This window comes from Lentihominibacter sp., assembly GCF_046951855.1.
GTDB classification, from domain to species: domain Bacteria; phylum Bacillota; class Clostridia; order Peptostreptococcales; family Anaerovoracaceae; genus Lentihominibacter; species Lentihominibacter hominis.
On record NZ_JBKTXS010000018.1, the window covers coordinates 15,311 to 33,329 of the forward strand.

The following is an 18,019-nucleotide window of genomic DNA, read 5'->3' on the forward strand; positions in this document are numbered from 1 at the left end:
TGGAAAGGTTGAAACATGACTGTCAAATTCATAAACGCTAAAGAAGCCGCTTCTATGATAAAAGACGGCACCACAGTTGCTATCGATGCATTTATAAGCTTCTGTCTGGCCGATGATATACTTAGTGAAATAGAAACACGTTTCATAGAAGAAGGACATCCCCACTCACTGTCCGTAGTAAATGTAGCTGGCATCGGAGGTGACGGCAAAAACCGCGGAATAAACCATTTTGCCCACAAAGGCCTGATGAAACGTTTTCTGTGCAGCAATCTCAGCCTCGCCAATAAGATATATCCTCTTATCACAGAAAATGCCTTCCCCTGCTTCATGATCCCTCAAGGTGTGCTGTCTCATATGATGAGAGCCATCGCCTCTGGAAAACCGGGAATAATCACCGAAGTAGGTATGAAAACATTTGTAGATCCGCGTATAGACGGAGGCTGTATCAACGATGCTGCGAAAGCATGCAGTGATATCCCTGTACAGCTCATTTCCCTCAACGGATCCGAATGTCTCTTCTACCCTGCCTTCCCTATAGATATCGCAATAATAAAGGGAACTAAAGCTGATAATAAAGGAAATATTTCCCTGGAAAAGGAAGCTATGCACTTAGAACAGTTAGAAATGGCTACCGCCGCCAGAAATTCAGGAGGTATAGTCATGGTTCAGGTTGATGAAATCGTTGAAAGTGGAGATCTTCATCCTCAAATGGTAACGGTGCCTTCCACCCTTGTTGATTATGTGATACTCGGCTCACCGGAAAACACGGGGCAACATTTTATCCAAGGACTGCCTAAGCCGATCAATTCATGGTGTGGAGACGAAAAAATACAGCTTGAAGAAATAAAGACGCTCCCTCTTACAAAAGAAAAAGTGATATGCAGAAGAGGAGTTTTTGAACTTAAAGAAGACTCATTTATCAATCTCGGAATAGGTCTTCCTATGAGCGTTTCTAACGTCTTAAATGAAGAAGGCCTTATCAAAAAAGTATCTGCCAGCATAGAGTCCGGCGTTATGGGGGGTGTCCCTGCTCCGGGAATAGCTACAGGAGCAGCATACAATCCCGATGCCATATTAAAACAACCTGATATGTTTGATTTCTATGACGGAGGCGGTATTGACTTTGCCTGCCTTGGATCAGCAGAAATAGATATGCACGGAAACGTGAATGTATCAAGGTTCGCAGGAAAAGTTCCCGGCCCCGGAGGATTCATAAACATAACCCAAGGAGCGAAAAACATATGTTTTATGGGAACATTTACCGCAGGGAAAAGCGATATACGAATAGAAAACGGAGGTATCAGGATAATCAAAGACGGACCTCATATAAAATTCAAAAAGAACGTAGATCATATAACATTTTCAGGAGAAAATTCTCTTGATAAAGGACGGCAAAATGTACTTTATATAACTGAGCGTGCCGTTTTCAGGCTTCAGCCAGAAGGTCCGGTCCTCATAGAAATTGCTCCCGGAGCTAATCTGCAAAAAGATATCCTTGATAAAATGGAATTCACACCTCACATATCAGAGAATCTAAAACTGATGGATACACGACTGTTCATAAATAAACCCATGGGAATAATCCTTAAATAACAAAAACAAAAAGACCGGTAAGAATCAATTATTTTCTTACCGGTCTTTTATTATCAAGAAAATATCCTAAGCTGTCGGATCAGCTGGTTTAGGAAGTCTTTCCATAATAACATTCATCAGACTGTCTGTGCACTTTATCGGATCTGCAAATTTTCCATCCTCAACAACAACAAGTCCTGCATTTTCTGAAGGAGTAAGAACTCCTCCAAGAACTTTTCCTACCTCAGCATATTTGTATGCCGGAACTGTATCGTTCATCTCCATGGAAATATCCTCAGTATCTTCCCATTCATAATCTACTTCCAGTACATGAGCAATTTCTGCAGCCACCTCCCAGTTACTGAGAGCTACGTTTTCATCAATAGCCGCTAATACCAGCTGCATTCTTCGCTCAGTGTTGGTATAGGTACCATCCGTAGAGGCGAATCCCGTTCCCGGTATCACCACATCTGCTTTAGCTGCAAGAGACGTCACATGTGTGTCACACACTGCCAAGAACTCCAGAGCATCTATATCTATATCTGCTTCCTCACCGAATACTAAAAGTGCTTTCACCCCGTTCAGTTCTTCTGCACCTGATGTTATTCCCATATCTATAAGGCCTTGTGAATTATTCTTCGGTTTAACCTGAAGCATACCGTCTCTCGGACTTCCGATATGCCCGCTTATCACAGCTATATCAGCCAATAAAGCTGCCGCATCGGAAGTTATAAGATTCTGAGTGAATACTATCATTGCCTTTTTAGCATTCATATATACATCAGCCACAGCCTTTGCCGCCTCTCCTACCTTTACAGACTCAAGGCTTTCTGCAAACGCTTCGTATCCCTCCGCATTCTTAGCTTTTCCGCTGTCTATTATTGCTTTGGCGATTTCCTTTATAAAAGTCAGATCATTGGCAGTGTAAATCTCATCGTAAAGGTAATTCATCTTCTGCGGATATTTCTCCGGATTAACCAGTATTACCTTAGTTCCTCGTTCAGATGCCTGCTTCATCTTAAGCTGTATAACAGGATTATCTGTGGCATTAAATCCTACGGCCAGAATAACATCTGTAGAAAGCAGCTCATCTATAGTATTAGGCGAAGCATCATGACCGATAACCTGTTTGATGCCGCTCTTTCTGCTGTTCATACAGAAAATCTTTGCCCCCATAGCCTCTGCCATCTTCTTCATAGCATAGGCCTCCTCATTGGTATATCTGTCTGAAACAGCAACTCCTATGGCATCTTTTCCATATTTGGCACCAACTGACTGGCATTTCTTGGCAATCATTACAAGAGCTTCATGGTAATCCGCCTCTCTAAAACCTTCCGAAGTCTTAATAAGTGGCTCTTCAAGTTTATCTTCAAGCATTGAACAGTCAAAGCCCCATTTCCCCTTGCCACATGCAAGACCTGCATTTACAGCGCCGTCTTTTGCAGGATTTGCCTTTATAAGCATGTCTCCACAGCTTTCCAGCTTGAGACTACAGCCTACCGAACAGTATGAACATGTGGTGTCTGTTTCAAGAGTTTCTACAGGAGTTTCTTTTATCATGGTTGTTCGCTCCTGGAGAGCACCTGTAGGGCAGACACTCACGCACTGACCGCACGAAATACATCCTGATTCAACAAGAGGTTTTTCCATATTTGGCTTAACTACAGTATCAAAACCCCTGTTGACAAGACCAAGCGCTCCCACTCCCATCACCTCATCACATACTCTCACGCAGAGACCGCAGAGGATACATTTGTTAGGATCTCTCACGATGAAAGGATGATTGTCTTCGTATTCAACCTTGTTCTTATCCCCGGCAAATCTGTCAGGATCAACATCATACTGATGAGCCAGATCTATAAGCTTGCATTCGAAGTAATCATGACATCCGCATTCAAGACACCTAGACGCTTCAGCCTCGGCCTCTTCTGCAGTATATCCATCAGGAATAACCTCGCTGAAATTATCCTTTCGTTCTTCAGCTCTGAGCTGAGGCATCTCCGGCCTGCACATTCTCTCTCTGTCTTCAAATGTTTTTTCTGTAATATCATCTCTCTCTACGAAATACGGCTTTTCATATTTTATTACTTCACCGTCCAAATAGGCGTCTATAACCTCCGATGCTTTCTTTGCGTCAGCTATTGCCTCTACAGCTATGGAAATCTTGTCATTACCGCAGTCTCCGCCTGCAAACACACCCGGAATGCTGGTCATGAAGGTTTCCTTATCGTAAGCGATCGCATTCTTTCTGGTCTTATCACAGTCAAATACAGATGCGTCAACTGCCTGACCTATAGCCAGTATCATAGTATCTATAGTTATCGTTTCGGTTTTTCCTTTAACAGGTATAGGTCTTCTTCTCCCTGATTCATCAGGCTCACCCAGTTCCATTACCTGAAGAATTACCTCTTTAACATGACCGGTCTCATCTTTTACCACCTCAAGAGGATTTGTCAGGTTCTTGAATATAACGCCTTCTTCTTCCGCTTCTTCAATTTCTACCATATCTGCAGGCATTTCATCCTTAGTTCTTCTGTAGATATTATAAACTTTTTTCGCTCCAAGCCTTACCGCTGTTCTGCAGGCATCCATAGCAGTATTTCCTCCGCCCACTATAGCAACTTTTTCTCCAAGCTGTATCTCCTCATTTCTTACAACTTTTCTCAAAAAGTCAATACCACCGATAACGCCTTCCGCATCCTCGCCTGTGCAGCCCACGCCTGTGGATATCCATGCACCTATACCAATAAGAACCGCATCAAAATCTTGTTTTACAGTTTCAAACGGTATATCCTTGCCAATCTTAGTGTCTGTGATTATCTCCACACCCATTTTCTGAATGGTAAAAATTTCATCATCGAGAACCTCTTTAGGCAGTCTGTATTCAGGTATCCCATATCTTAACATACCGCCCGCTTTAGGCATAGCTTCAAACACTGTAACGGCGTGGCCTTTCTGTCTAAGAAAATATGCTGCAGACAGTCCCATAGGGCCTCCGCCTATAACAGCCACGCTCTTGCCTGTATCCGGTTCGCATTCCGGAATAAAAGCATCCTCATTCATCAAATCCTGATCTGCTGCAAATCGTTTTAACCATTGTATAGAAATAGGTTCATCTATAAGCCCTCTTCTGCACTCTGCTTCACAAGGATGCGGACATACTCTGCCTAATGAAGCCGGAAGCGGCAGTTTATCTTTTATAAGCTCAAGAGCCTCTTCATATTCTCCGTTGGCAATAAGTCCTACATATCCCTGACAGTCAGTCTGAGCCGGACATGCCAATACACATGGCGGTCTGCAGTCTCCCACATGATTTGAAAGGAGTAATTCCAAATTTGTTTTTCTTGACTCTATTACACGCTGTGTATTAGTCTTTATAACCATACCCGGAGCTATTTCCGTAGCACAAGCTTTACAAAGTTTAGGATTGCCCTCCACCTCGCACATACATATACCGCACGCGCCGTATACCTTCGTTCTTTCATCGTAGCAGAGAGTTGGAATGAAAACGTCATTTTCTCTGGCAACTTCAAGAATGGTCTGTCCCGGAACACCCAGAACTTCTTTGCCGTTTATATTCAGTCTGAATTTATTCATTTTTTCCTCCTCCCTTACTTCTTCTCTATAGCGCCGAATTTACAGGTTTCAAGACATTTACCGCATTTTATACATTTATCCTGATCTATCATATGCTTTTTCTTCACACTGCCTGAGATAGCCTCTACAGGACATTTCTTGGAACACAACGTACAGCCTACACAGGCATCTGTGATATTATAAGTTATGAGAGCCTTACATGATCCCGCAGTACATTTTTTGTTGTAGATATGATCCTCATATTCATTTCTGAAGTATTTCAAGGTAGTAAGCACGGGATTAGGTGCCGTTTGTCCAAGACCGCACATAGAACCATCTTTTATTTTCACGGCTAATTCTTCAAGAAGCTCTATATCACCATCTTTGCCTTTGCCTTCAGTTATCCTCTCCAGAATCTCCAGCATCCTCTTGGTTCCTATTCTGCAGTAATTGCACTTACCGCATGACTCGTCTCTCGTAAAGTTAAGGAAATATCTGGCCATATCTACCATACAAGTATCTTCATCCATTACGATCATACCGCCTGAACCTACGATAGCTCCGGTTTTATTGATATCCTCATATGTTACAGGAGTATCTATAAGCTCTGCCGGTATACATCCTCCTGAAGGACCGCCCATCTGAACAGCCTTGAACTTCCTGTCGTTCTTTATTCCGCCGCCTATGCCAAAAATAACTTCTTTTAAGGTAAGACCCATAGGAACTTCCACAAGTCCGCCCTTTTTTATCTTTCCTGCCAGAGCAAATACCTTGGTTCCCTTGCTTTTCTCTGTTCCCATGGCTCCGAAGGCTCTTCCTCCGTTATATATAATCCACGGAACATTTGCCAAAGTCTCCACATTATTTATATCAGTAGGTTTCTGCCAGAAGCCTTTTGCCGCAGGAAAAGGAGGTTTCAGTCTCGGCATACCTCTTTCACCTTCCAGCGAAGCGATAAGAGCAGTTTCCTCACCGCATACGAATGCTCCGGCTCCGGCTTTAATGTAAATATCAAAATCAAATCCGGATCCAAAAATATTCTTTCCAAGAAAGCCCCTTTCTCTTGCCTGTGCCATTGCTATTTCAAGTCTCTTAATGGCAAGGGGATACTCAGCTCTGCAATATATGACCCCCTGGGTCGCCCCCATAGCATATCCGCCTATGATCATCCCTTCTAAAAGAGAATGGGGATCACCTTCAAGAACCGATCTGTCCATAAATGCGCCGGGATCACCTTCATCAGCATTACAGACAAGATACTTCTGATCTCCCGAGTTCTGCTTTGCCGCATTCCATTTAAACCATGTAGGAAAGCCTGCTCCGCCTCTTCCTCTAAGACCCGAAATCTTTATTTCTTCAATAACTTCATCGGGAGTCATTGAAGAAAGCACTTTTTCTATAGCCTTATATCCATTCATGGATATATATTCTTCTATATCCTCCGGATTAATGACGCCGCAGTTTCTGAGAACTACGCGCTGCTGCTTTTGCACAAATTGCTTATCTTCATCAGAAATAGCATATTCATTAGCAGCCTTATTCCCTACCAGATGATCTTCTACTATTTTTTCAACTTTATCAGGGTGAACTTTTACATACCTTGTCATATGTCCGTCATCATCATAAATATCTACGATAGGTTCAAGATAACAAGTCCCTACACAACCTGTAATGTCCACTTTTATATCTAAATGTCTGTCTGCTATCTGTCTTTCAAATTCAGCAGCTGTCTTTTTAGCGCCTGTAGCGACACCGCAGCTTCCCTGTCCGACTACTACTTTCATACAGTCACCTCCTACGCTCTTTCTCTGATTTCAGTCAGGATCTTTTTAACGGAATCCTTTGTAAGGCTCCCGTATGTCTCATCGCCTTCGGCACTCTTTACCATCATCACCGGAGCCAGTGAACAGCAGCCAAGACAGGCTACATTGTTCAATGTAAAAATGCCATCTTTCGTAGTCTCTCCGTCCTTGATTTCCAGATACTCGCACACAGCTTCCTCTATCATCTCGGAACCGTTGACATGACACGCAGTTCCCTGACATAGCATTATCAGGTACTTTCCAATCGGCTTCAACCTGAACTGCGCATAAAAAGTAGCTACTCCGTAGATCTTCGCAGGCTTTATGCCTGTGACTTCTGATATATAATTTATGGCATCTTTCGAAAGATATCCATATATATCCTGAGTCTTCTGCAAAATAGTGATCAAGCTACCCGGCACCTTTGCATACTGCTCTAATACAGGAGACAGCTCTTTAAACTGTTCCTCTCTGTTTTGAGCGCAATTGCAATTACAACCTTTTTCACTCATGTTAGTTCCTCCTCAAAAATTTATCTGTTACACTAAGATTAGCAAGCCATTAATAGTTTAATTTTATCAAAAGTACTTAAAAAAAGCAATATAATTGCCTTTTGGCGTTTTGGTCAATATAAAAGACTGTCACTGTGACAGTCTTTTACCAACACTTTATCAATGCACTAAATCTTCGATATAAAATATTCTAAAGCAAGATGCCCTTCCAGCAAACCTGTCTTTATATTCTCGTCCACCTCATATGCCGCACAAAGAGCACACTTAAGATCATTCATAGAATACAGTCCTGTTACAGCCATAGCCTTCTTTATTCTGAACTGATGAACTCCGAGAGTCTTTTGTATCGCCGATATTTTCAACCCCTCATCTTTCATTTCTTTCACAGACAATATCAGTTCAAGCTGATTTGTTATCAGCCTGAGTAAATTGAATATAGGAGTTCCTGCATCAAGGAGATTATGAAGCAGACGAAAAGCTTCATCTTTCCTGTTTCTTCCAATAGCATCAAGCATGGCAAAAACATTATTCTCCGGATTTGCAGCTATTATATCACTCACATCCGCTGCGGTTATCTCAGACGAATTTCCACTGTGAGCTATTATTTTTTTCAGGTCATTCTCTAAATTGTATAGACTGTACTCTATCGCCTTGTTTCCATAACCGCTCTCTGACATTATAAGATTTATTACAGACGCAGCATATGTTTTGCCGGCAAGATTAAAGCGCTTTTCTATAAAACTTTTCAGTTGCCCATCCTTTAAAGGCTGAAAATCATATACTCTTCCTATTTTTTCCACTGCCGTTTTTATTTTGCTTTTCTTCGATTTTGTTTCTTGCTGCTCAGAATATGTAATGAGAAGCATACTGCCTTCCGGGATCATCTCGAAATAATCTATGAGCTCCTTTATTTCAGCTGTTCCGAATCCTTTTATTTCCTTACCTGCAACCGGAGAAAAATCAGGAAGCATAACAACTTTTCTCTCAGACATAAGACTGACCGTTTCAAGACTTTCTTTTATCTTATCTACCGTAGCATTTTCTCCCTCAAGAATCACAAGATCTATCGGCATGCACGCTTCAGAAACGTATTTCTTTATAAGCACGTCTGAATACCATCTTATGAGATATTCCTCTTTACCACACATTAGAACAAGAGAAGGTATATTACCTTCTTTAATATCACGTCCTATAGTTATAAATGCATGTTCCTTTTCTTTGTAAAAATCCGACGCCATTAACTACCTTCCCTTTATCATGGTCTTCACTTCTGCTCTTCCGTCAGGCAAAAATTCAAAAGCGATAGCACCGTCATTATCATTTCTATACACAATTATACCTTGTCCCTGATAATTTTCAACAACTCCTTTATCAGGATGTCCGAAATTATTCTTGCCCACCTGAAATACAGAATATAAAGGTTTCGCTCTTTTTATAAATTTATCACAATAACTATATTTGCTCCCGTGATGCGGCACTTTCAATACACTGCATTTAAGCTTACTTCCCCAAAGCGCTTCTATTTTTTTCTGACACGCTTCATCAATATCTCCAGTCATCAATACACCGGCTTCTCTTACTGTAATTTTAAAAACAAGACTTGAAAGATTCTCATCTTCCTTATTTTTCAAATCCGCCTCATATTCTTTCTTACTTTTCTTCTCCGGCCATAGTACTTCTACGGCATCTTCCTGAGACAAGCTTACATTCTGTCCCCCATAAAGATACGTAATTGCATCTTTTTTAAGGCCGGTTTCCCTCAGAATCTTATCTTCATCAAGACTATTGGCTTCATATAAAAACAAACGGTCTGCCATCCCTTCACGGCAAAGTTCCGCTGCACCTTTATAGTGGTCTGCATGAAGATGTGTGACAAAAATCCCATCCAGTTTTTTCACGCCGTTTTTCAGCAAATAAGGTTTTAATATTTTTTTACCGATATTGTAATTAATACTGCCGCCTCCATCTATCAAATAATTTCCTCCGTCCTTTGTCCTGAAATGTACACAGTCTCCCTGACCCACATCTACGAACACCATATCTGCATCCCTAAAACCTCGGTCACTTAATTGCCCTAATATACCTGCGGCTAAAATCACAGCAGCGATCATTACAAATATAAGCTTTTTGCGTCGCCTCATTATCACCAGTCGCCCCTCTTCTGATAAAAACAATGCTAATGACAAATAATATACCGCCAGAAATCTTATGTCAGGACTTATGACTGAAAATACAGTTTCCCCATCTACTGCTGTCATATGATTTAAAGATATTAGCATGCTACACAGACCACTCATCAGCCTTGCCGATACTTCAAAAACTATGTTCGATATATTCATGACAGCAACAGAACATAACCCGACAGGAACAATGATTCCTGTTAAAAATATTATGGGGACATTTACAAACACTGCGGACAGAGAAATGTAATTGAACACATATGCAGTATAAGGCGCCAAGCCCAGTTGTACAGCTATACTTGAAAGAAATATTCCACTGTAAACTTTTTTTACTAAAGATATCATTAAAGCCATCGTAAGAACCGCCAAAAACGACATCTGAAACCCTGTATTGAACAAACTCATAGGATTCTTCACAAGCATTGCAAGAGCTGCAGAAAAAGCTGCAGAATTCATATCGTATCTTTTGTTCATCATCTTTGACAATAAATGTATTCCTACCATCAACACAGCCCTCACGACCGAAGGCGCAAATGCAGACATGGCAGAATAACACAGAAAAAACATAATCACGATGACAAAATAAAACCTGCCTTTTCTCCAACGCCATATCAATGATATGAATCCATACATTATCCCTATATGCAATCCACTTACCGCTAATACATGCGCTGTACCGTTTTTTTGAAATTCTTCTAAGATTTCCTGATCCATTCCCTCTTTTTCTCCCAGCAAAACAGCCCCCATCATAGCAGCTGTTTCCTTTCCCGCTGCTGATTCAAGTCTTTTAAGAAAAAGAGTTTTTATCATATGCATTCTCCCTGATAAAGTTCTCGCGCCTTTATATTCTGTCACTCGTACAGATTCAGCTTTAAATATATATGTTACACCTACCGATCTCAGATAAAGAGCATAATCAAAACAACCTGGATTCCTTCTTCCTGAAGGAATCTCCATTACTCCCGATGCTGAAATTACATCTCCCGGTATTGCCAAAACGTCCCGATCTTCATCTCTCTCAGATCCATAATAATCAATTAGTACTGTCTGTTCTTTTTCAGCAGACCTTCCATTAATCTCAGATACTCTGATTTTCACAGAGTTCTTTACAGAACCGTCATCTCTGATATTCCTATCGATCTGCAATACGCAGCCCGATATTTCGGATTGTTTTCCTATCTGACTTTCCATCATATCATCAGACATATTATGAAAACAGAAAGCCGCTGTTCCCGACAAATATGAAACAGATAAAAGTACAACAGAAGCTCCTACTTTAACACCACACTTTTTCACGGATAAAATGCTTGCGACAATTATCAAAGCTGCAATTCCCGAAAAAACTGTTCCCAAATAATATGATGTCGCAATAGACACCGCAAACGAAAAAGTTATATAAAAAAGAGGTCTTCTTACCATGTCAAAGTTCCTTTATCATTCAAAATAATAACTTTTTATTACTTTTTTACCATTTTATACCATATAATTATTTTTGTCAAGGAACTGTGAAACTTCCTTATTTTCTTTTACTTTTACTTTTTTTAATGTTATAATTATGAGGATTAATTCAAAAATACTAGGAGGAAAAAATCTTGTCTGATAAATACAATAACAACAATAAGCATGACGATATAAATGAGTTTTTCTCTCAATTCGATCAGGCTACAATCGATCAGAATCGACGCAGTCATAATGATGAAAATTATACGGATTCCAGAAGAAGCAGACGAAGTCAGTCCACACGCAGCGGCGGAAGAAGTTCACGCTCGGCAAACGTCAAACAAGACAGCACCGCATCCCGAAGCCAGAAAAAAAGTTCTTCAAGATCAGCTTCAGGGAAAAGCGACAATGGTAATACAAAGAAATTTTCCGAAAAAAAATCATCTATAGTATTAAAATCAATAGGTCTTGTATTTCTCGGAATAATAATGGCCGCCGGTATATATGTAGGTTTCGTTTTTACTACAGCTCCGAAAATAGATACGGATGATATATATTCCATGCTGGCACAGCGATCAGTAATGTACGATTCCGACGGCAATGAAATCGAGAATCTTTACTTTTCTGACGGTAACAGGACAGTCGTAGATTATGACGAAATACCGGAAGATATGGTAAACGCAGTAGTCTCCATAGAAGATAAAAAATTCTGGTCCCATAATGGCTTCAACTTTGTAAGAATGCTCGGAGCCGTTAAAGACAGTATTTTCGGAGGCGGACAAATAAGCGGTACCAGCACTGTTACACAGCAGCTCGCAAGAAACGTGTATCTTTCGGAAATAAAAAGCCAGCGAAGCTTGAGCAGAAAAATTTCCGAAGCATACTGTACTATAGTACTCGAAAAAAATCTGACAAAAGAAGAAATAATGGAAGCATACCTTAATACTATTTATCTGGGGTTCAACTCATACGGTGTTCAAGCTGCATCTCAGGCATATTTCTCTAAAAATGTTCAGGATCTTAATACACTGGAATGCGCTGCTTTGGCAGCTCTGCCTCAGTCACCGGATACTTACGCTCTTGTAAAAGCCGATTATGACAATACCAATACTTCCTTACCTACGGTTTCCAGTACAGATTCGGTAACATATCTGTACAATGGAGAAATTTCAAAAGACAGAAGAGATATGGTCTTGAAGAACATGGCGGACTCAGGCTTTATAACAGATGAAGAAATGACCGGTTATCTCGGTGAGGATCTTAAATCTTACATAAAGGTCGGAGTATCTTCAAGCGGAAGCATGTCTTCATATTTCACAGATTATGCTGTAGAACAGCTTACCGACGATATAGTTTCCGAATACGGTATTGATCGATCAGACGCTCAGAATATGATCTATACCGGCGGTCTTAAAATCTATACGACAATGGATTCAAACATACAGTCTATCGTTGAAGATGAATTCAAAGATGACAGCAATTATGCCGGTATCGCATATGCAAAAACTAACAGTTCCGGAGATCTTCTCGGAGACGACGGTGAAATATTGCTTTATGATTATTCTCACTACTTTAATGATAAAGATGAATTTACACTGAAAAACGATGAATATACTGCGGAAAGTGACGGCAGTATTAAAATCCTCGCCGGAAAGCGCCTTAATATATATGAAACGCAAGTAAACGGTGAAGATGATGTCAGCATAGAATTCAAAGGAATGTACGTCAAGAAAGACGGGACCTTCTACTTTATAGAAAACGGAGCTCTTTCCATACCCCAAGGGTATAAAAAAGTAGACGGAGACGGCAATGTTATCATTTCAGCACAATTTTTCAAAGATTACCCTGACTTTTTCGTAAAGAGCGGAGATAATTATATCGTGACAAGTGAAAACTACAGCCTGAAACAACAAACAAGGCAACCACAGGCAGCTACAGTAATAATGGAAAATTCCACCGGTGAAATAAAGGCTATGATGGGAGGAAGAGGAACTACAGGAAAACAACTGTTCAACAGAGCTACTAATCCAAGACAGCCCGGATCTTCCATTAAGCCTATTGCAGTATACGGCCCTGCTCTCCAGATGAGCTACGAATATGAAAAAGACGGCAAAACTATGAGTCTGGATAACAGCGACGGCAGCAACTGGGGAAAATATATAACTGCCGGCAGCATCATAAATGACGCAGCAATGAAATACAATGGCAGAACATGGCCTAAAAACTCATATTCCGGATACAGAGGACAGATGACCTTAAGAACCGCAGTCCAGCAGTCGGTAAATGTATGTGCAGTGAAAACATATCAGCAGATAGGCCCTGATTATTCAGCTTCAATGCTTAATAAAGTAGGCATATCCACACTTGATGACGAAGGTGACGTAAATGACCTTAATCCTGCCGCACTGGCTCTGGGAGGAATGACAAATGGTATTTCCCCGCTTGAACTTACTGCTGCATATGCCACATTCCCTAACGGAGGAGAATACAAATCACCTATCGCCTATACGAAAGTTCTCAACTCACAAGATGAAGTCTTGTTCGAAAAATCTGCAGAAGGTGAACAGGTATATGATGAAGGTGTAGCATGGATCATGACGGATATCCTCCGTACCGTAGTAACAAAAGGTATCGGTAGCGGAGCTGCTATAGGTTCGCAGCCTGTAGGGGGTAAAACAGGTACTACGGATAATAACTACGATGCATGGTTTGCAGGATTCACGCCTCAATATACCGCAGCTCTGTGGATGGGTAATGACGTCAATATTGAACTAACCTCAGGAAGTGCCAAGTCCGCAAGATTCTGGTCTCAGATAATGAGCCGAGTATGCGAAAACATCCCCCGCGGGTCATTTAAAGAAAAACCTGACAATGTTATAAGCTCCGGAGGAGAATATTACACAGAAGGAACATATTCAAGAGTAAGCCTTACGCCATCTACTACTGCTCCTGAATCAACAACCCAGCCATCGACTACAAGACCTTCAAGTGAGACTACTGAAACGACAAGGCCATCTGATACAAAACCATCTACTACAGAAAAGGAAACGGACCCTATTTCCCCTACAGAAACACCTTAATAAATAGTATAAAAAAGACGATCTGATTTGAAGATCGTCTTTTTTGTCTATCTTACTGATCTAGGATTGAAAATAATAGCTATAAGATATCCCCATCCTATAGCTATGGTGATTCCTCCTGCAGCTGCTTTAACCCCTCCTGTTATGGCTGAAAGCAATCCCTGCTGAGCACCTTCCATAGCCCCTTTTGCCAGATTATATCCAAAACCGGGAAGAGGTACCCTCGCCCCTGTCGCTGCAATTTCCACCAACGGTTCATACAGATTGAATGCCTGAAGCAGCGCTCCGGCAATTACAAGTATGACTAAAACTCTGGGTGCAGTCAGCTTTGTCGCATCCATCAATATCTGACCTATGACACAAATCGCCCCACCTATTAAAAAAGCATATAAATATTCCATAAACTCCTCCGCATTTTCATTCTGTTTCCAGAGAGATAGCATGAGCTATCCCCGGTATTGATTCACCCTGAAACGGACTTATTGTAGACAGCAGCGCTCCCGTAGACATTATAAGAACTCTGCTCAACTCGCCTCTGACCATCTTTTTATACACATATCCTGCAAATATGGAGGCTGAACATCCGCACCCACTTCCTCCACTATGCACATCTTGTTTTCTCTCATATATCATTGTTCCGCAGTCATCATAGACTCTGTCAAGAATCTTAGGATCTACTCCTGCATCAGCTAAAAGATCAGTAACTATACTCTTTCCTATGAACCCTAAATCTCCTGTGAATACTGCATCATAATAATCAATAGGACGTTTCATATCCTGTAAATGATTTAATATAGTGTCTACCGCCGCCGGAGCCATCGCGCTCCCCATCTGATTTGCATCTTTAATTCCGGCATCGATTACCTTTCCTATAGTTCCGCACTCAACTCTCACTTTTCTGAGTTTTTTTATATTACCTTTATGATCTGACTCGAGCTTATCATCGCGATTCTCATAAGACAACATCATTGCTCCTGAGGCTGTGGCAGTCCACTGAGCTGATGGCGGTCTCTGATTACCATGCTCTAAAGGCATTCTAAACTGCCTTTCCGCAGTACAATAATGGCTCGATGCCCCTATTATGACATTATTACTGTATCTTCCATCAGCCAGCACGGAACCCAGCATGAGAGATTCTGTCATCGTAGAACAGGCGCCATACATACCAAGAAAAGGAATATGCATATCACGTGCCATAAACGATGAAGACATAAGCTGATTCAACAAATCACCGCTGAGTATAGCTCCTACATCCTCTTTGCTTTTTCCGGCACGTTTCATCACTTCAGTCATAGCGGTTTTAAGCATTTTGCTCTCCGCCTTTTCCCATGTTTTTTCCCCGTACATATCATCATCTAAACATCGATCAAACCATTTCCTCATCGGACCTTCGCCCTCTTTTTTCCCTCCCATGGAGTAAGAACTTGTGATGTAAGGTTTATTTTTAAAAATCAACGTTTGCTTTCTTTCAGCCATTATTTCCTCCTATTATAACAAACCTATGATCCAGTATATAAAACCTATGATCATCGATAAAGTAATTCCTGATACAAGAACAGGACCTGCAAGCGAAAACAGTTTAGCTCCCACTCCCAGAACAATGCCTTCTTTTTTATACTCAATGGCAGGGGCAACCATAGAATTAGCAAATCCGGTTATAGGAACAATGACACCTGCACCTGCAAATTTACCAATAGTATCAAAACACCCTAATCCTGTCAACAACTGAGCAGTCATTACAAGCAATATGACTACATATGCTGATGCTGACTTTTCCGATAAACCAATAGAATTTATAAACCAATTCTCAAGCCATAAAGACCCCGTGCAGAGCAGTCCTCCTATAACGAAAGCTTTAAAAGAATTAAAAAAATATTTAGGTTTAGGTGTAAATTGATCCGCATATTTCTCATAAGCTTGAGCCACCTGTTTCTTATCCAGACCATTTATACTGCTTTTATCATTCATTTTGCCCATAATCATTTCCTCTTTCTACTTCATCATCTTTGGTTTATTATTCCCGATTGTAAAATAATTATAGGTATAAAAAATCTACTGTGTTAAATAAAATAAGCTATGATATAATAATAAAATAATATAAATTACGGAGTATTTTATTATGCAAAAAATTATACTGGCATCTGCATCGCCAAGACGGATAGAAATTATGAAAAAACATGGCTTTAAGCCTGAAATAGTCCCTGCGCATATAGATGAGGTGCTGCCTTTTTCCATGTCTTCAGAGGCTTCTGTAATGTATCTGGCCTTAAAAAAAGCCCTAAATGTATCATTACGTGTCTCCTATTCCAATAGTATTCTCATCGCTGCCGATACCGTTGTCATTTTCGAAAATAAAATCATTGGAAAACCGAAAACACAGGAAGAAGCCTTTACAATTTTGAAAGATATGAGAGGAAAACGTCACCACGTTATTACCGGAGTATGCATATTAGAAACATACAATAACCTTTTTATATCCAAAACATGCTTATATGAAAAAACTGCTGTCTATTTTAAACAATACAGTGACGCCGAACTAATTTCCTATACAAAAACCCCCGAACCTTATGATAAAGCCGGAGGATATGCTATACAAGGGACATTCGGCAAATATGTAGATCACATCGAAGGCGATTATAACAATGTCGTTGGTTTACCTTGGCATTCCATAAAACCTTTTCTGACATAATATATTACATAAAAAAAGACCTCGTATACGAGGTCTTTTCCTTTTCTATTCTTATTTAGTTGTTGCATCATAAAGTGCTTCTGCGTTATCCCACTCTGCAATAATCTCAGGAATTACTTTATAGAGATCTCCTACAATACCATAATCAGCAACTTCAAATATAGGAGCATCCGGATCTTTGTTGATAGCAACAATTATATCCGATGTCTGCATTCCGGCTAAATGCTGAATAGCTCCGGAAATACCGCAAGCAAAGTAGATTTTAGGTTTTACAGTAGTTCCTGTCTGACCAACCTGGTGTGAATGGTCAATCCAGCCTGCATCAACAGCAGCCCTTGACGAACCTACGACCCCGCCAACCTTGTCAGCGAATTCTTTAATCAATTCAAACCCGGAAGGATCTCCAAGTCCTCTTCCGCCTGAACAAATAATATCAGCATCTGTTAATGATACCAATTCTTTTGCAGATTTAACGATATCAACAATCTTAGTTCTTATATCGCCCTCTGAAATGGCAGGCTTAACATTGATGATCTCGCCTGTAGCGCCTTCCATTCTCTCCATTTTCTGCATTACTCCCGGTCTTACCGTAGACATCTGAGGTCTTGTTCTCGGGCAAATGATAGTAGCCATCAGGTTACCGCCAAAAGCAGGTCTTGTCATCTTCAGACCTGTATCAGGATCATCCGGATCCAATGAAGAAGTATTAAGAGTAGTATTTTCATTAGCAAACTTAATATAGTTAGCAACTTTAACATCCAGATGTGTACAGTCAGCTGTAAGACCGGTATCCATTCTGGCAGCAACTCTTGGTGCTAAATCTCTTCCTATATGTGTAGCCCCATACATTACAATCTCAGGTTTATACTCATTTATAGCATCTGAGATAACTTTTGTATATCCGTCTGTAGTAAAGTTCTTAAGTAATGGATCTTCTATAAGATATACCTGATCCGCACCATATTCAAAACATTCTTGTGCTAAATGTCCGATGCCGTCTCCAACAATTAAAGCACAAACTTTCGTGTCAGCACTAATATCTCTTGATAATTTATGACCTTCGCCGATAAGTTCTAATGCCACATTCATCAACTTGCCATCACGCTGTTCTGCATATACCCAGATATTTTTATAATCCGCAAAATTTGTTGACATGTTCCTTCTCCCT

General features: G+C 40.6%; 12 protein-coding genes. 3 read left to right on the forward strand and 9 right to left on the reverse strand.

What is annotated here, in order from left to right; translation table 11 throughout:
* Positions 1–15 precede the first annotated feature (15 nt).
* Positions 16–1,593: an acyl CoA:acetate/3-ketoacid CoA transferase gene (locus ACLR96_RS06260; protein ID WP_177268515.1), complete on the forward strand. Its 1,578-nt coding sequence runs from the start codon at positions 16–18 to the stop codon at positions 1,591–1,593.
* A 66-nt stretch (positions 1,594–1,659) separates the two neighbouring features.
* Here ACLR96_RS06260 and ACLR96_RS06265 read toward each other — a convergent pair whose 3' ends face one another.
* The 5 genes from ACLR96_RS06265 to ACLR96_RS06285 form a co-directional block, all read right to left on the reverse strand.
* Positions 1,660–5,169: an FAD-dependent oxidoreductase gene (locus ACLR96_RS06265; RefSeq protein ID WP_177268517.1), complete on the reverse strand. Its 3,510-nt coding sequence runs from the start codon at positions 5,167–5,169 to the stop codon at positions 1,660–1,662.
* Between the two features lie 14 nt (positions 5,170–5,183).
* Positions 5,184–6,932 carry an NADH-quinone oxidoreductase subunit NuoF gene (locus tag ACLR96_RS06270; RefSeq protein ID WP_177268519.1) on the reverse strand — a complete coding sequence of 583 codons (1,749 nt, stop codon included), beginning with the start codon at positions 6,930–6,932 and terminating at the stop codon, positions 5,184–5,186.
* A gap of 11 nt (positions 6,933–6,943) precedes the next feature.
* On the reverse strand, positions 6,944–7,462 hold the full coding sequence (gene nuoE, locus ACLR96_RS06275) for an NADH-quinone oxidoreductase subunit NuoE (protein ID WP_177268521.1): 519 nt from the start codon (positions 7,460–7,462) through the stop codon (positions 6,944–6,946).
* A 167-nt stretch (positions 7,463–7,629) separates the two neighbouring features.
* Positions 7,630–8,700 carry a DNA polymerase III subunit delta gene (holA, locus tag ACLR96_RS06280; protein ID WP_177268523.1) on the reverse strand — a complete coding sequence of 357 codons (1,071 nt, stop codon included), beginning with the start codon at positions 8,698–8,700 and terminating at the stop codon, positions 7,630–7,632.
* A 3-nt stretch (positions 8,701–8,703) separates the two neighbouring features.
* Positions 8,704–11,061 (reverse strand): DNA internalization-related competence protein ComEC/Rec2, encoded by a 2,358-nt coding sequence (locus ACLR96_RS06285; protein WP_177268525.1) that lies wholly within the window; start codon positions 11,059–11,061, stop codon positions 8,704–8,706.
* Positions 11,062–11,234: 173 nt separating this feature from the next.
* On the opposite strand from ACLR96_RS06285, the gene ACLR96_RS06290 reads away from it, so the two are divergent.
* Positions 11,235–14,162, forward strand: coding sequence for a transglycosylase domain-containing protein (locus tag ACLR96_RS06290; protein ID WP_187525441.1), 2,928 nt, complete (start codon positions 11,235–11,237; stop codon positions 14,160–14,162).
* Between the two features lie 47 nt (positions 14,163–14,209).
* Here ACLR96_RS06290 and spoVAE read toward each other — a convergent pair whose 3' ends face one another.
* The 3 genes from spoVAE to spoVAC are packed head-to-tail and all read right to left on the reverse strand — an operon-like array spanning position 14,210 to position 16,139.
* Positions 14,210–14,563: a stage V sporulation protein AE gene (spoVAE, locus tag ACLR96_RS06295; protein ID WP_177268529.1), complete on the reverse strand. Its 354-nt coding sequence runs from the start codon at positions 14,561–14,563 to the stop codon at positions 14,210–14,212.
* A 16-nt stretch (positions 14,564–14,579) separates the two neighbouring features.
* Positions 14,580–15,638: a stage V sporulation protein AD gene (gene spoVAD, locus ACLR96_RS06300; RefSeq protein ID WP_177268531.1), complete on the reverse strand. Its 1,059-nt coding sequence runs from the start codon at positions 15,636–15,638 to the stop codon at positions 14,580–14,582.
* A gap of 12 nt (positions 15,639–15,650) precedes the next feature.
* Entirely contained in the window at positions 15,651–16,139 is a 489-nt protein-coding gene (gene spoVAC, locus ACLR96_RS06305; RefSeq protein ID WP_243206955.1) for a stage V sporulation protein AC, read from the reverse strand.
* A gap of 142 nt (positions 16,140–16,281) precedes the next feature.
* Between spoVAC and ACLR96_RS06310 the strand changes: the two genes are divergently transcribed.
* Complete coding sequence (locus ACLR96_RS06310) at positions 16,282–16,851, forward strand: Maf family protein (RefSeq protein WP_177268533.1); 570 nt, start codon at positions 16,282–16,284, stop codon at positions 16,849–16,851.
* Between the two features lie 51 nt (positions 16,852–16,902).
* Here ACLR96_RS06310 and ACLR96_RS06315 read toward each other — a convergent pair whose 3' ends face one another.
* On the reverse strand, positions 16,903–18,006 hold the full coding sequence (locus ACLR96_RS06315) for an electron transfer flavoprotein subunit alpha/FixB family protein (protein ID WP_177268535.1): 1,104 nt from the start codon (positions 18,004–18,006) through the stop codon (positions 16,903–16,905).
* Positions 18,007–18,019: the final 13 nt, after the last annotated feature.

Excerpts from the sequence above, each read along its gene's own strand:
- ACLR96_RS06260 (WP_177268515.1), top strand. The coding sequence starts at position 16 with ATGACTGTCAAATTCATAAACGCTAAAGAAGCCGCTTCTATGATAAAA.
- ACLR96_RS06265 (WP_177268517.1), bottom strand. The coding sequence starts at position 5,169 with ATGAATAAATTCAGACTGAATATAAACGGCAAAGAAGTTCTGGGTGTT.
- ACLR96_RS06270 (WP_177268519.1), bottom strand. The coding sequence starts at position 6,932 with ATGAAAGTAGTAGTCGGACAGGGAAGCTGCGGTGTCGCTACAGGCGCT.
- nuoE (WP_177268521.1), bottom strand. The coding sequence starts at position 7,462 with ATGAGTGAAAAAGGTTGTAATTGCAATTGCGCTCAAAACAGAGAGGAA.
- holA (WP_177268523.1), bottom strand. The coding sequence starts at position 8,700 with ATGGCGTCGGATTTTTACAAAGAAAAGGAACATGCATTTATAACTATA.
- ACLR96_RS06285 (WP_177268525.1), bottom strand. The coding sequence starts at position 11,061 with ATGGTAAGAAGACCTCTTTTTTATATAACTTTTTCGTTTGCGGTGTCT.
- spoVAE (WP_177268529.1), bottom strand. The coding sequence starts at position 14,563 with ATGGAATATTTATATGCTTTTTTAATAGGTGGGGCGATTTGTGTCATA.
- spoVAD (WP_177268531.1), bottom strand. The coding sequence starts at position 15,638 with ATGGCTGAAAGAAAGCAAACGTTGATTTTTAAAAATAAACCTTACATC.
- spoVAC (WP_243206955.1), bottom strand. The coding sequence starts at position 16,139 with ATGGGCAAAATGAATGATAAAAGCAGTATAAATGGTCTGGATAAGAAA.
- ACLR96_RS06310 (WP_177268533.1), top strand. The coding sequence starts at position 16,282 with ATGCAAAAAATTATACTGGCATCTGCATCGCCAAGACGGATAGAAATT.
- ACLR96_RS06315 (WP_177268535.1), bottom strand. The coding sequence starts at position 18,006 with ATGTCAACAAATTTTGCGGATTATAAAAATATCTGGGTATATGCAGAA.